Origin of the sequence: Qipengyuania marisflavi (assembly GCF_005884405.1) — a bacterium.
Lineage (GTDB): Bacteria > Pseudomonadota > Alphaproteobacteria > Sphingomonadales > Sphingomonadaceae > Qipengyuania > Qipengyuania marisflavi.
Map to the genome: position 1 here is coordinate 1 of NZ_VCAO01000010.1, position 13,772 is coordinate 13,772.

12 protein-coding genes and 1 tRNA gene are annotated in these 13,772 nt (G+C 58.2%); 10 read left to right on the plus strand and 3 right to left on the minus strand.

What is annotated here, in order from left to right:
• The 5 genes from FEV51_RS12090 to FEV51_RS12110 form a co-directional block, all read left to right on the plus strand.
• Positions 1-255, plus strand: a 255-nt coding sequence (locus FEV51_RS12090) for an IS3 family transposase (protein ID WP_171033042.1), incomplete at its 5' end; no start/stop codon positions are given.
• Positions 256-303: 48 nt separating this feature from the next.
• A complete protein-coding gene (locus FEV51_RS12095; RefSeq protein ID WP_138619294.1) occupies positions 304-861 on the plus strand; it encodes a hypothetical protein in 558 nt (185 codons plus the stop codon).
• The gene (locus FEV51_RS12100; RefSeq protein WP_138619296.1) at positions 858-2,123 is read left to right on the plus strand and encodes a restriction endonuclease subunit S domain-containing protein; all 1,266 of its coding nucleotides are present in this window, start codon (positions 858-860) and stop codon (positions 2,121-2,123) included. Before FEV51_RS12095 ends, FEV51_RS12100 begins: the two co-directional genes overlap by 4 nt.
• The gene (locus FEV51_RS12105) at positions 2,120-5,359 is read left to right on the plus strand and encodes a type I restriction endonuclease subunit R (RefSeq protein WP_138619298.1); all 3,240 of its coding nucleotides are present in this window, start codon (positions 2,120-2,122) and stop codon (positions 5,357-5,359) included. The genes FEV51_RS12100 and FEV51_RS12105 overlap by 4 nt, the downstream gene beginning before the upstream one ends.
• 11 nt (positions 5,360-5,370) lie before the next feature.
• Positions 5,371-6,459 carry a hypothetical protein gene (locus tag FEV51_RS12110; RefSeq protein WP_138619300.1) on the plus strand — a complete coding sequence of 363 codons (1,089 nt, stop codon included), beginning with the start codon at positions 5,371-5,373 and terminating at the stop codon, positions 6,457-6,459.
• A gap of 62 nt (positions 6,460-6,521) precedes the next feature.
• On the opposite strand, the gene FEV51_RS12115 is transcribed toward FEV51_RS12110, so the two are convergent.
• A tRNA-Gln gene (locus FEV51_RS12115) sits at positions 6,522-6,595 on the minus strand.
• A gap of 213 nt (positions 6,596-6,808) precedes the next feature.
• On the opposite strand from FEV51_RS12115, the gene FEV51_RS12120 reads away from it, so the two are divergent.
• A complete protein-coding gene (locus FEV51_RS12120; protein ID WP_138619302.1) occupies positions 6,809-8,005 on the plus strand; it encodes a Ppx/GppA phosphatase family protein in 1,197 nt (398 codons plus the stop codon).
• The gene (locus tag FEV51_RS12125; RefSeq protein ID WP_138619304.1) at positions 8,006-8,677 is read left to right on the plus strand and encodes an RlmE family RNA methyltransferase; all 672 of its coding nucleotides are present in this window, start codon (positions 8,006-8,008) and stop codon (positions 8,675-8,677) included.
• A gap of 65 nt (positions 8,678-8,742) precedes the next feature.
• On the opposite strand, the gene FEV51_RS12130 is transcribed toward FEV51_RS12125, so the two are convergent.
• On the minus strand, positions 8,743-9,405 hold the full coding sequence (locus FEV51_RS12130) for a c-type cytochrome (protein ID WP_138619306.1): 663 nt from the start codon (positions 9,403-9,405) through the stop codon (positions 8,743-8,745).
• A gap of 131 nt (positions 9,406-9,536) precedes the next feature.
• Between FEV51_RS12130 and FEV51_RS12135 the strand changes: the two genes are divergently transcribed.
• Together FEV51_RS12135 and bla are read left to right on the plus strand one after the other, a co-directional pair.
• Positions 9,537-10,430, plus strand: coding sequence for a prephenate dehydratase (locus FEV51_RS12135; protein ID WP_138619308.1), 894 nt, complete (start codon positions 9,537-9,539; stop codon positions 10,428-10,430).
• A 2-nt stretch (positions 10,431-10,432) separates the two neighbouring features.
• Positions 10,433-11,359, plus strand: coding sequence for a class A beta-lactamase (gene bla / locus FEV51_RS12140; protein WP_138619310.1), 927 nt, complete (start codon positions 10,433-10,435; stop codon positions 11,357-11,359).
• A 6-nt stretch (positions 11,360-11,365) separates the two neighbouring features.
• Here bla and FEV51_RS12145 read toward each other — a convergent pair whose 3' ends face one another.
• The gene (locus FEV51_RS12145; RefSeq protein WP_138619312.1) at positions 11,366-12,367 is read right to left on the minus strand and encodes an isoaspartyl peptidase/L-asparaginase family protein; all 1,002 of its coding nucleotides are present in this window, start codon (positions 12,365-12,367) and stop codon (positions 11,366-11,368) included.
• A 108-nt stretch (positions 12,368-12,475) separates the two neighbouring features.
• On the opposite strand from FEV51_RS12145, the gene FEV51_RS12150 reads away from it, so the two are divergent.
• On the plus strand, positions 12,476-13,735 hold the full coding sequence (locus FEV51_RS12150; RefSeq protein WP_138619314.1) for a mechanosensitive ion channel: 1,260 nt from the start codon (positions 12,476-12,478) through the stop codon (positions 13,733-13,735).
• Positions 13,736-13,772 lie beyond the last annotated feature (37 nt).

Here is a 13,772-nt window from a genome sequence, read left to right on the forward strand (position 1 = left end):
GATTATCAAAAGATGCTGCAGGCTTACGGCCTGCGGCCATCGATGAGCGGCAAGGGTAATTGCTATGATAACGCCTCTGTCGAGACATTCTTCAAAAGCCTGAAGGCGGAACTAATCTGGCGGCAGAGCTGGCCAACACGGCGACAAGCCGAGGCCGCCATCTTCCAGTACATCAACGGGTTCTACAATACCCGCCGCCGCCATTCATATCTGGGCGGCATCAGCCCGCTCGCATTCGAAGCCAAAGTGGCATAATGAGATCAGTGACCGGCACAAAACCGTTACAAGTCCAGACCGCTCCGGATGAAGATCGTGATCACGGAGGAAGGGTTCGACAGCCTCGGCACCGACAAGGCGTGGAACAAGCTGTCCGATACCCAAAAGGAAGCCTGGACTTCGGCCCTCATCGCGCATGCCGGACAGGAACACGAATACGATTGGCTCGAACCCTTCGCCAAGTCCGCAGCGAAGAAGAACGCTTCGCTCGGCAAGGTTGGAAAGCCGCTCATCAAGGTGTTCGTCGGCGCTTTCGGCGTGCGCGATCCCGATGTTGAGCCCGTGCGGGACGGGAAGGGCAACATCGTTCCCGATGACGGTCTGACCGATTTCGAGAACGTGCCGCTCGGCACCTCCATCGAGGACTACATGGATAGCGAGGTGTTGCCTTGGGCAGGCGATGCCTATGTCGATCAGAGCTACTGCGATGACCAGGACGAAGGTGTCGGGATCGTCGGATACGAGATCAATTTTAATCGCTACTTCTATCAGTATCAGCCGCCGCGCGGTCTTGAAGAGATCGACGCTGATCTAAAAGCCGTTGAGGCAGACATCGCGGCGCTCTTGGACGAGGTGACGGAATGACGCTCGCTCCTTACGCCGACTATCAACCTTCTCCTGCGGGTTGGATCGGACAGATTCCAGCGCATTGGGACGTCGAGAGGATCAAGTTCAGCTTGTCCGAGAGGAGCAAGGTAATCGCAAGTGGGTTGCCCGCTGGAGCGATTAGCTATGGCCGGGTAGTTGAAAAGGATGGCGAGAAAATCCTGCCGGAAACGCTCGCTTCCTATCAAGAGGTTCGCGCCGGTGAGTTTCTAATCAATCCCATCAATCTCAACTACGACTTAGTGAGTCTTCGCACAGCTCTGTCTGAGCTCAACGTAGTAGTCAGCCCTGCATACATTGTTCTTCGTGCCAATGAAGCGAAGTTAGATACCCGGTATGGCAAATACCTACTTCATATCTTCGACATTCGACATATGAAGACCTTGGGTGCAGGGATCCGACAAACGATAGGCTTCAGTGACATCGGCAACTGCAAGTGGGTCTTACCACCGTTAGATGAGCAGTCGCTAATCGCCGATTATATCGATCGGGAAACCTGCCGAATTGATGAACTTATCGTAAAAAAACAGGGGCTGGTCCAACTTCTCAAGGAAAAACGTGATGCAATGATTTCACGCATAGTGACAAAAGGACTAAATCCGTCGGGCGCAACAAGGTCAGCCAAAGCTTCTTGGTTGAGCGCCATCCCAAGGCATTGGTCGGAAGCGCCATTTTCCGCTGTTTCTGAAGAGCGTAAGACGAAAAATATGGGAATGCGGGAAAATAATCTTCTTTCCCTAAGCTATGGAAAAATCGTTCGCAAAGACATCAATACGAACGACGGCTTGTTGCCGGCATCTTTCGAAACCTATCAGATAATTGAACGTGACGATGTCATTTTCCGTTTTACAGACTTGCAGAATGATAAGCGCAGTTTGCGATCAGCTATATCGACCGAAAGGGGTATAATCACATCTGCTTACTTAGCAGTTGCCTTGAAGGGGATCGTGCCTGCGTATTTCAATTACCTGATGCGCGCCTACGATCTGCATAAAGTGTTCTACGCAATGGGTGGGGGTCTTCGTCAGTCCTTGAATTACGATGACGTGAAGCGGATGCCTATCTTGCTTCCTACGAGGGACGAACAGATTGATATCATCAACATTCTTGATCGTGAAACCGTGCGAATTGATAGCTTAGTTCAAAAGGTAACCAGCAGTATCGAACTGCTTCGTGAGCACCGCACCGCCCTCATCACCGCCGCCGTGACCGGCAAGATCGACGTCAGGAATGCCGCATGAGCGACCTTCACCACGAAAAGCACCTCGAAGCCTATATCGTCGACAAACTCGACAAGCAGGGCTGGCTCGTTGGTGTGTCGTCCGAATACGACAAGGACTTCGCGCTCTACACCGACGACCTCGTCGAATGGATTAAGGAAACGCAACCGGCCAAGTGGGACAAGCTCGTCGCACTGAACGGAGACAATGCCCTCAAGGTGCTGAACAATCGGCTCGACCAAGCGCTGGAAAAGCACGGGACCGTCCAGATCCTGCGCCGCGGGTTCGACATCGCTGGCTGTGGCCACATCGACGTGAGCGAGGCGGCGCCGGAGGATCAACGCAATCAAGATGTGGTCGCCCGCTATGCAGCGAACCGGCTGCGCGTGGTCCCGCAACTTCGATATCACCACAGCGTGGACTATGAGATCGACCTCGTCTTCTTCATCAACGGATTGCCGGTCGCCACGGTCGAACTGAAGACCGATTTCGTCCAGTCGGCGGAAGCGGCAAAGCAGCAATATCGAGAAGACCGTCTCCCGGTCGATCCTCGCACGAAGCGCAAGGAGCCGCTGCTCACGTTCAAACGCGGCGCCGTGGTTCATTTTGCAATGTCCGATAGCGAAATTTGGATGGCTACCAAGCTGGCCGGCGATAACACCTTCTTCCTGCCTTTCAATCAGGGTCATGCTGGACGCGCTGGCAATCCCTCACGGGAAGATGGCGAATACCCTGTTGGTTACCTTTGGGAGCAAGTTCTGCAGCGCGATGCATGGCTGCGTATTTTCCATAGCTTTGTCTATGTTGAGAAGAAGGACGTGGTCGATCTTAAGGGTAATTGGACCAAGAAAGAAACGCTCATCTTCCCCCGCTTCCATCAATGGTCTGCGGTGAACAAGATGATAGCAGACGCCAAGGTAAATGGCCCAGGCCAGGCATACCTTTGTGAGCACAGCGCCGGATCCGGCAAGACGTCGACCATCGCTTGGACAGCGCATGATCTCGTCAAGCTACGGCAAGACGACGGCACGCCGATCTTTGATGCCGCTATCATTGTGACCGATCGCAATATTCTCGACAGCCAGCTGCAGGACGCCGTCCAGCAGATCGACCATCAGGACGGCCTCATCGCAGCAATCGACCGTGAGACGAGTTCGAAATCGAAAAGCGAACAGCTTACTGGAGCGTTGCTCAAGGGCGTGCCAATCATCGTTGTTACGATCCAGACGTTCCCATACGCAATGGAAGCAATCTTGACCGAGAAGTCGCTCAAGGAAAAGAATTTCGCGGTCATCATCGATGAAGCACATAATTCGCAGACAGGCTCAACGGCTTCAAAGCTCCAGGCGACCCTTGCGTTGAGCTCGAAATATTCGATGGACAAAATGACCATCGAAGACCTTCTGACTGAAATTCAGAACTCACGAGCGAGACCCAAAAACATTTCGCAGTTTGCCTTTACGGCGACGCCGAAGCATTCAACCTTGATGTTGTTCGGCCGGCCTGAAGACCCGTCTAAGCCGATGGACGACGACAACCAACCGGTGTCCTTCCACAAATATCCAATGCGCCAGGCGATCGATGAAGGTTTCATCCGGGATGTTCTGGAGGGCTACATTCCCTATAAGACGGCATTCAATCTCGGCAAGGATATGGTCGATGACAAGCGCGTTGACGGCAAGGCTGCGAAGCGCGCTTTAGCCAAATGGATGTCCCTCCACCCGACGAATGTGACCCAAAAAGTCCAGTTCATCATGGAGCACTTTTCCAAGAACGTGGCCCAGCTACTAGACGGCAAAGCTAAGGCAATGGTCGTAACCAGCTCTAGGGCGGCCGCTGTGCGCTACAAGAAGGCTTTCGACGCGTTCATTGAGAAGAACCCACAATACAGTGACGTTCACACGCTGGTGGCCTTCTCGGGCAAACTGACCGGCAAAGAGATTATGCACGACAGCGATGGTTCTGGAGTTGGCGAGCAGCTAATCGTTGATGACGAGGATGAATTTACCGAAGCATCCATGAACCCGGCGGTTCGCGGTCAGGATTTGCGCCTTGCATTCGACCGGCCGGAATACCGCGTCATGCTCGTGGCGAACAAATTTCAGACGGGATTCGATCAACCCAAGCTGGTCGCGATGTATATCGATAAGAAGATCGCCAATGAGGTCGAGATCGTCCAAACCTTCTCCCGTCTCAATCGTATGTTCCCCGGCAAGAACCGAACGTTCGTTATCGATTTCGTCAACGATCCTGTTGCGGTGCGCGCGGCCTTTGCCAAATACGACGACGGCGCCAAAATCGAGGAAGTGCAGGATCTGAACGTCATTTACGAGATGCGCGATCAGCTTGATGAGGCGCGCATCTATCATGATAGTCATTTGGAAACGTTCAAAATTGCAAGGTTCCGCACTGCAAAGGCAATCGTGTCGAGCAAAGGTGCTCAGCATAAAGACCTCTTTGCTGCGACACAGGAGCCGACAGAGACTTACAACTCCATGCTTAAGAATGCGCGGCGAGAAGTTCAGGCAGCTGAGGTAGAATATCAAAATGCGAAGGAAAAAGGCGACGAAGACGGCCAGAAGGGTGCCGATCATCGCAAAGAGCAGGCGTCGATACAGATTGGCGGTCTGACGGACTTTAAGGCAGGGCTGGCGCGGTTCGCACGGACCTATGCCTACATTTCACAGCTGGTAGAGCTGGGCGATCCAGAGCTGGAAAATTACGCCACGTTCGCGAAACTTTTGGCAGAGCGTCTAGACGGTGTTCCGCCCGAAGCTGTTGATCTCAGGGGCATCACTCTGACCGGTTTTGAGATCAAGGATCGAGATGACACTGGAAGTGGGCCTTTCGATCCGGAAGAAAACATCGCCTTGAAGCCCGTCGGCGCTGGCGGTTCGCCAATGCCAGGAAGCAAGTCAGTTTATCTGCAGGAAATCATCAAACGATTGAACAGCCTGTTTGGTGAGGCAGCGCCGCTTCGCGATCAAGCGCATTTTGTGAACCAGATCGCTTCAATCGCTCAAGAGAACGAAACTGTGATGGCTCAGGTAAAACAGAGCGACAAGCAGCTTGCCATGAAAGGCAATTTGCCAGGGTCCGTGGAAAATGCAGTCAGCCGGTCGCTAACATCAAACAAGAGCTTGGCTTCACTGCTGCTCAAAGAAGACCGTCAGGCAATGGGCATCCTGACCAACATTATCTACGACATTCTCAAGTCTGGCGACAAGCTGGATACCGACGCTCTCGATCTTGATTAAGGTCCAAGTTCATGGGCGAAAGTAAGACCTTGATTGGCAACGATGGCAAAGTGCTCGTCTTCAGTGTCGAGGATTTTGTCGAGCGTATCTGTAACAGCAAAAGCTGCTTTGTATGCGGAGCACAACCTGGCACGACCTCCTTCAATGACGAACACGTCATTCCGAACTGGCTGTTGAAGCGGTTCAATCTATTCGGGAAGAGCATCACTCTCCCCAACGGCGAGCAGCATCGTTATGGCACCTATAAGATGAAATGCTGTGCTAATTGTAACAGCCTTCTCGGCGAGTCTCTCGAGCAGCCAACCAGTGAAATGCTATCAGGGGGATTCGACGGAATAAACCTGCAGCTGATGGATCCTGTCTATGGCTCCCTGAGGAGGAAAGCTCTCTACGTCTGGTTATGTTTGCTCTTCATAAAGACGCACCTAAAGGACAAGGAACTTCAACAGCATCTGGATCCTCGCATTGGCTCACAAAAGATAGCTGACCAATACGTCTGGCAGATGTTGCACCACATTCACTGTGTAGCGCGGTTCCCATATGTTGGAGGAGAGATCTGCTCGGAATTGATTGGCACCATGGCTTGGTTTCGCATCCAGGACGATATGGTTGCTGATGAATTTGACTATTTCGACCTGACCTATGACAGCACAATTGTGCTCAGAATTGGTGATATTGGTATTGTCGCTGTGCTCACCGACGCTGGAAAATGCAGCTTAATGCTGCGGGATGTCCTGTCGGAGGTGCGCGGCAAAACTTTAACGATGGTCCAATTGAGAGAGCTTGGAGCGAGGCTTGCACTTGCGAACCGGCAGCTGCTCAATAAGCCTCACTTCTATACAGCGGTAGATCGCCGCCAAGAGCCGCCAAGAGTGGCAATCTGTGTGCAACCCGATCCTACTCTTGAGTGTGAAGATTTAGACGCTGAGCAGCTTGGAGAGATAATGGCCTTTGCCCTGCAGAATTTCATGGGAAACCTTCAGGTCAACGACACAAACTCACCAGAAGACGTGGCCGCTGAAATCCTGAAGGGTCAAACTAGCTTCATTCTCGATGAAGAAATGCGTTTCATGAATCGGATCATCGCCAAGCCAGCGTAAACCGAAAAGAGCTGCCTACCCCGCATCGGGATTGGTTCCTTTGCGCCATAATGTCGGAGAAATGGATGCCCCGTGAGGATTCGAACCTCAATAGACGGAGTCAGAGTCCGTAGTCTTACCGTTAGACGACGGGGCATCAGCCATACGGGCGGGTGCGCGCGGGGGGCGCGGCCTGTCCGGCAGAGGACGGCCATCTAGTTTCGCACGGCCCCAAGGTCAAGTCTGGTCGTTAACCCGCCTGCCCCCTGCCATGCCTGCGCCCTTGCCCCGCGCGCGCATGCTCTGTAGCATCGCCGCCAAGTCCCCGCGCCGGTGGTTGCGCGGGAGGAATAAACAGAAAGTGATAGTGATGGCGGATGTTTTTCCGCCGGACGGTAACAGGAAGACCGGTACAAAACGGGGCGACAAGTCCGGCAAGGTAGCCGATTTCCGCTACAAACGTCCCCACCGGCCCGAACGACGCCAACATGATGCGCTGGCCGATCTGCGGCGGCGGGATATGCAATCTGGCGGCCATACGGCTGCCCCGAAACGGCGTCAGGCCTATGCCGCGCTGGATCTGGGTACCAACAATTGCCGCCTGCTGATCGCCCGGCCCGAGGGTGAAAACTTCACCGTTATCGATGCTTTCAGCCGCGTGGTGCGGCTGGGCGAAGGGCTGTCCGCCAGCGGCCGCCTGTCTGACGAATCGATGGAGCGGACGCTGGCAGCGCTGCACGTCTGCGCTGAAAAACTGCGCCGCCGCAATGTCCATCTGGCGCGTTCGGTCGCCACCGAAGCCTGTCGCCGCGCGTCGAACGGGGCCGCGTTTATTGAACGGGTGCGCGAAGAAACCGGTATCGCGCTCGACATCATCAGCGCGCAGGAAGAGGCGCGGCTGGCGGTGCTGGGCTGTCACATTCTGCTGGAAGACGGCGTAGGCCCGGCGGTGATCTTCGATATCGGCGGCGGCTCCACCGAATTGGTGCTGATCGAACCGGGTGGCCCGGTGCCGCGTATTCTTGACTGGCTGAGCGTGCCGTGGGGTGTGGTTTCGCTGACCGATACGGTGGACGGTTCGGACGAGACCGAACAGACAAGGCTGGAACGTTACCGCCAGATGCGGCGCACTGTGTCGGACAGTTTTGCCCCCTTTGCCGAACGCATTCGCGACACTGCGCGGGAGGCGGATACGATCCGCCTGCTGGGCACCAGCGGCACCGTCACCACGCTGGCCAGCCTGCATCTGGAGCTGCCGCAATATGACCGGCGCGCGGTTGACGGATTGATCGTGCCGGCGGTGTCGATGCGTGATATCTCCGCCAAGCTGTCACGGATGAGCGGGCCGGATCGCCGCCAATTGCCGTGTATCGGTGATGACCGGTCGAATTTGGTCGTCGCGGGCTGCGCAATCCTGGAATCGATTCTCGACATCTGGCCATCGCCCACATTGGGGGTGGCCGACCGGGGCATCCGTGAGGGTATCCTGCGCAGCCTGATGGCCGCCGATGTCGAAGGCGAGCGGAGCCGCGCCGCGTTGCAGCGGATGCGAGAACAGGATGTTTAAGTGAGCAGATCAGGCAAAGACCGCGACACGCGGGTAAAGACCGCGAAAAAGCGCACCGCATCCTCCACCCGCTGGTTGCAGCGGCAGCTTAACGATCCTTACGTCAAGCAGGCGAAGGCCGACGGCTATCGCAGCCGCGCGGCGTATAAGCTGAGCGAACTGGACGACAAATATTCGCTGCTGAAAGGCGTCACCCGCGTGGTCGATCTGGGCATAGCGCCGGGCGGCTGGGCGCAAGTGGTGCGCAAGCGCGCCCCCAAGGCGGCGATTGTCGGGATCGATCTGCTGCCTACGGAACCCATCGACGGCGTCACCATTTTCGAGATGGATTTCCTCGACGATGCTGCACCCGCCCTGCTGGAAGAGGCGCTGGGCGGACCGCCCGAACTGGTGCTGAGCGATATGGCGGCCAACACTGTGGGGCACAAACAGACCGACCATTTGCGTACAATGGGGCTGGTGGAAGCAGGCGCATGGTTTGCCATCGAAACACTGGCGCCGGGCGGGACCTATCTTGCCAAGGTGCTGGCGGGCGGCACCGACACCGCGCTGTTGACGCTGCTCAAGACGCATTTTCGCAGCGTGAAGCACGCCAAGCCGCCTGCCAGCCGCAAGGACAGCAGCGAATGGTATGTCATCGCCGCAGGCTTCAAGGGCCGCGCTGAGGGATAGCAGGCAAAGAAAAGCCCCGCTGAAGCGAGGCCTTTCGACTCACATAAGCATTGGCTGGTCGGAGATTACGGCGTTGCGCCCTGCTCCGTCGCAACCGGCTCGTCCGCCGACATTGCGCCCGCAGCTTCCGCCTCGCTTGGTGCTTCGCCCTCGACCGTAGCGGCCTCGGCCTCAAGCACCTCGTCGGCTTCCGCAACGACCGGCGCGGGATATTCGGGGCCGCCGCCATTTGCCTTGAGATAGGCGATCACATTGGCGCGATCTTCAGGCTTGGAAAGGCCGGCAAAGCTCATCTTGGTGCCATTGGCAAAGCCGCGCGGATTGGCGAGCCAGGCGTCCATATTGGCGTAATCCCAATTGCCGCCATGCCCCGATAATGCGGAGGAATAGGCGAAACCGGCGGCGTGCTTGCCGATCGGCTTGCCGATAATCGCGTTAAGATTGGGACCGATTCCGGCCGCGCCGCCCGCATTGATGGTGTGGCAGGCAATACATTTGGCGAACACTTTTTCGCCCGCGCCTGCATCGGCTGCGGCCAGCAACGTACCAAGGTCTGGTCCGGCCTGTTCGCCGCCGCCTTCGGCCTCACCTTCGATGAAGAAGCCCGGCTCCTCCAGATGGTGTTCTTTGTCGGCGCCGAAATACATGCCACTGACGATTGAGGAGCCTAGCGCGACGATCCCGGCAAACAGGACCCATCCGGCGGCAGTGTTAAAACGGTCATCCATGCGTGAAAGCCTGCTGTATCATTGGGTGCGAGGTTTGCGCGCCGCTCTAGTCAGCGCGCGCCTTTCGCGCAAGTGGGCGCGGCGCGAATTGCGCTTGCGGCCTGACTTGCGCCCCGATAGCAGGCGCTGCGATGCGCAATTTTGCCAAGCCCGCCATCGCGATGGTCGACACCATGCGCGCCGCCGCCGCCAGAGATCCGGACCGCGCGATCGCGTTCGGGGGCGCTCCCGGCTCCAATTCGCACCAATCGGCCATGCAATTCGCGCCCGAGGCATTGCCGCTGCCGTTTCTGGGGTTCGAGGACGCGTTGGATGCGGTGGAACAGGGCACCGCGGGCTGCGCGATGATCCCGATTGAAAATTCACAGCACGGGCGAGTCGCGGATATCCATTTCCTGCTGCCCGAAAGCGGGCTGGCCATTGTGGCCGAACATTTCATGCGCATCACCCATGCGCTGATGGCGGTGGGCGACGGCCCGTTCCAGGCAGCTTACAGCCATCCCCAAGCGCTGGGCCAGTCGCGCGAATATCTGCGCGCGCGCGGCATCGTGCCGATGAGCCATGCCGATACCGCAGGCGCGGCGGCCTTTGTGGCGGAACGGCAGGATCCCGCCATCGCAGCGCTGGCCCCGCCGATGGCCGCCGATCTTTATGGCCTGAAGATCATCGAAGATGCTGTGGAGGATGCGCATGACAACACCACACGGTTTGTCGTGCTGGCGAAACAGCCGCTCGATCCCGCGCATCTGGCGGACACACAGGCGATGACCACGCTGGTGTTCGAAGTGAAGAACATTCCCGCCGCCCTGTACAAGGCGCTGGGCTGCTTTGCGACCAATGGGGTCAACATGACCAAGTTGGAAAGCTATCAGAAGGGCGCGAGTTTCGCCGCCACCATGTTCTATGCCGATATCGAAGGCGCGCTAGGCGATCCGCGCGTCGATGCGGCGCTGGAGGAGCTGGCATTTCAGTGCAATTCGGTGCGTCTGCTGGGCAGTTACGCACAAGCGCGCAAGCGGGGGTGAGCATGGGGTTTGATCGGCGCGGAGTATTGGCGGGAGCAGTCGCACTGGCCGGAAGTGCCTGTGTGCCATTGCATCAGAGCCCCGATGGCCGATTGGCGGCCAAGCTGGCAATTCTCGAACGCGCCCTTGGCGGGACGCTGGGAGCGGCGTTTTACGATGTCGAACAGGGGCTGACCCTGACGCACAATGCCGAACTGCGGTTCCCGCTATGCTCGACCTTCAAATTCTCGCTCGCCGCGATGGTGCTGATGATGGAGCAGAACGGCACGCTCGACACGTCGCAGCATGTGACCTGGCAGGACAGCGATTTGCTGTCGCACGCACCCTTTACGCGGGAGCGAGGCGCGCAAGGCGCCACGCTGCTGGAGCTGGCACGTGCGGCACAGGTCGCGTCGGACAATACCGCCGCCAATCTGGTGCTGGACCGCGTTGGCGGACCTGCGGCGCTGACCGCGTTCTGGCGCGCGCTGGGCGATGATGTCTCGCGGCTGGACCGGATGGAGCCGCAGCTTAACGCCGTGGCCGAGGACGAGCTGCGCGATACCACCACCCCTGCGGCCATGGTCAGCACGCTGACAAAGCTGATTGCGAGCGACAGCAAAACGCCGCTTGGGGCGCAGCGTCAGGCAATATTGCGGCAATGGATGCAGGACACCGCGACAGGCTCCAAGCTGGTGCGCGCGGGTCTGCCACCGGCTTGGGAAGCAGGGGACAAGACCGGCGCAACAGACTGGCCCGGCGCGGGAATTGCCCGGGCTGACATCGGCTATACGCTGTCACCGGGCGGCACCCCGGTGATGTTCGCGTTGTATTACCGTGCGGATCGCGATGCCCCGCCGCCACAAACCGAGATCAGTAGGACTTTTGCGGAGGTGGGCCGCGTATTGACCGGATGGATCCGGCGCAACTGGACTATCGTGCTTACCTGACCCGCATCACTCGTCGGCGTAGATCGCGACTTCGTTCACGCCGCTGCTGGTGGCGCGGCCGCGGTACATCCCGCTGGTGTTCATGCTGAAAATTGCATCGCCATTGGGCGCGACCACGATCACTCCGCCGTCGCCGCCCAGCTGGCCGACATCGGCAATCACGGCGTCAGACGCGGCCTGCGCATCTTCGCCCAGCATCTGCATCCGGTGGCAGATCGTCTGCGCCACGCCCACGCGGATGAAATATTCGCCCCAGCCGGTAGCTGAAACAGCGCAGGCGCGGTCATCGGCATAGGTGCCTGCGCCGATCACCGGGGCATCGCCAATGCGGCCCCAGCGCTTGCCCGTCATCCCGCCCGTCGAAGTCGCGGCGGCAAGGTGCCCGGATTTGTCGAGCGCCACCGCGCCAACGGTCCCGAATTTCAGATCGACATCCAGCGCAGACAGTTTCTCTGCTTTCATCCGCTCCAATGCATCCTTGCGCGGCTGCGTTTCGAAATAGCCGGGCAGGACGGTTTCCAGCCCATGATCAGCAGCGAATTCCTCCGCCCCTGCACCAGACAGGAACACATGGCGTCCGTCATCCATCACCTTGCGCGCCAGCAGTACGGGGTTTTTGACCGAGGTGACCCCCGTGACCGCGCCCGCGCTGCGGTCTGTGCCGTTCATGATCGCGGCGTCCATTTCGTTGCGTTCGTCCCAGGTAAAGACGGCGCCCTTGCCCGCGTTGAACCGCTCATCATCTTCAAGTCGGGTGATCACCGCCGTAATCGCGTCGAGCGCGCTGCCGCCATCGGCCAGCACTGCCGACCCAGCATCCAGCGCCGCCTGTAACGAGGCGCGATAGGCCGTGTCGCGTTCCGGCGTCATGTCATCGCGGTTGAGCGTGCCCGCACCGCCGTGGATTGCCAGCGACCAGCCCGCTTCCTCATGCGCCATCACCGGTGCTCCGATAATCAGGGACAGGGCCGCAATGGCCCGCGCGATCGAGGTGGTAAATCGTTTCATGTGCGGGTGTTAGCAGGTCGGTTATCCACTTGCCTAGACGGTTGCGCTTTATACATCCTCCGCCGCGTGGTAGCTTCACGCTTTGGAAACCAAATGGGGAGAGGTTTCATGCAAATTGGAAATTACCGTTTCGACGAGAATGTAGCGATGGTGCTACTCCAGAAGATCGGATTGGCGCTGCTGGCGCTGATCGTCACCTGGGCCTTGGCGCGGGCCGCCAAATGGGCCTTTGCCAAGCTGGTGGACAATGTGTCCTTCTTCCAGCGCGGCACCGGCAGCGGGGCCTCGCTGGGGGAATCGCTGGGCAAGATTGTGGCACTGTTGATCTGGCTGTTTGGACTGCTGGTTATCCTGCAGGTACTGGGCCTTGGTGCGGTTGCCGGACCGGTTGATAGCCTGCTTGAAAACGTGGTCGAGTTCATTCCGAACATTGTCGGCGCAGGGCTGATCTTCTTTATCGGCATGATGGTGGCGCGGATTGTGCGCGACATCGTGGCGACCTTCCTGCGCACGGTCGATTTCGACAAATGGGCCAATCGCGGCGGGGTGGATAGTGTTACCGGCAACACCGCAATCAGCGGCACCATTGCCACCATCGTTTATGCAGTGATCGTGGTGTTCGTTTCGATCATGGCACTGGACGCACTCAACATCGAAAGCATTTCTGGCCCGGCGTCGGATATGCTGCGGATGATTTTTGCCGCCATTCCCAACATCATTGCAGCGGCAGTGTTGCTGGGCATCGGCTATCTGATCAGCAAGTTCGTGGTGCAGATCCTGCAAGAAGTTCTGCCCGGTCTGGGCGTTGATCGCGCGCTGGCAGACACCGGACTGGTCAGCGAAGGCACCAAGGCATCGACTGTCATCGCCCGTGTGGTTCAGGTGGCAATCCTGCTGTTCTTCGCCATTGCGGCAACGCGGCTGCTGAACTTCCCTGAACTGACGGCCATCCTCGACCAGCTGCTTGAGCTGGGCGGACGGGTGATCTTTGGTGCGGTGGTCATCGCCTTCGGCTTCCTGATCGCCAATCTGCTGGCCCGCCTGATCAGCGGCGACGGAGAGAACGGAACCGCGGCGACCATCGTCAAATGGGCAACCATCGTGATGTTCACCTTCATGGGTCTGCAGTTCACCGGTATCGGCGGGATGATCCCCGGCACCGCCCTAACGGTCATCATCGCGGGCATCTCGGTGGCGGGCGCGCTGGCGTTCGGGCTGGGCGGCCGTGACTGGGCGGCCAGGAAGCTGGAGCAGATGGACGAGGCGGCACAGAACGCTGCTCCGCCTGCAACCACAGTGCCCAAGCCGGCGGCCCGCCGCGCTGCGGCTGCACCCAAGAGCAACGAACCGCTGCCACCCGGCGCGTAAGACGCCGCGGAGCCTTTTGGGCAGCGCACAAATGGGG

Coding starts and splice junctions, on each gene's coding strand:
- FEV51_RS12095 (WP_138619294.1), top strand. CDS start 304: ATGAAGATCGTGATCACGGAGGAAGGGTTCGACAGCCTCGGCACCGAC.
- FEV51_RS12150 (WP_138619314.1), top strand. CDS start 12,476: ATGCAAATTGGAAATTACCGTTTCGACGAGAATGTAGCGATGGTGCTA.
- FEV51_RS12145 (WP_138619312.1), bottom strand. CDS start 12,367: ATGAAACGATTTACCACCTCGATCGCGCGGGCCATTGCGGCCCTGTCC.
- bla (WP_138619310.1), top strand. CDS start 10,433: ATGGGGTTTGATCGGCGCGGAGTATTGGCGGGAGCAGTCGCACTGGCC.
- FEV51_RS12105 (WP_138619298.1), top strand. CDS start 2,120: ATGAGCGACCTTCACCACGAAAAGCACCTCGAAGCCTATATCGTCGAC.
- FEV51_RS12100 (WP_138619296.1), top strand. CDS start 858: ATGACGCTCGCTCCTTACGCCGACTATCAACCTTCTCCTGCGGGTTGG.
- FEV51_RS12110 (WP_138619300.1), top strand. CDS start 5,371: ATGGGCGAAAGTAAGACCTTGATTGGCAACGATGGCAAAGTGCTCGTC.
- FEV51_RS12135 (WP_138619308.1), top strand. CDS start 9,537: ATGCGCAATTTTGCCAAGCCCGCCATCGCGATGGTCGACACCATGCGC.
- FEV51_RS12130 (WP_138619306.1), bottom strand. CDS start 9,405: ATGGATGACCGTTTTAACACTGCCGCCGGATGGGTCCTGTTTGCCGGG.
- FEV51_RS12120 (WP_138619302.1), top strand. CDS start 6,809: ATGGCGGATGTTTTTCCGCCGGACGGTAACAGGAAGACCGGTACAAAA.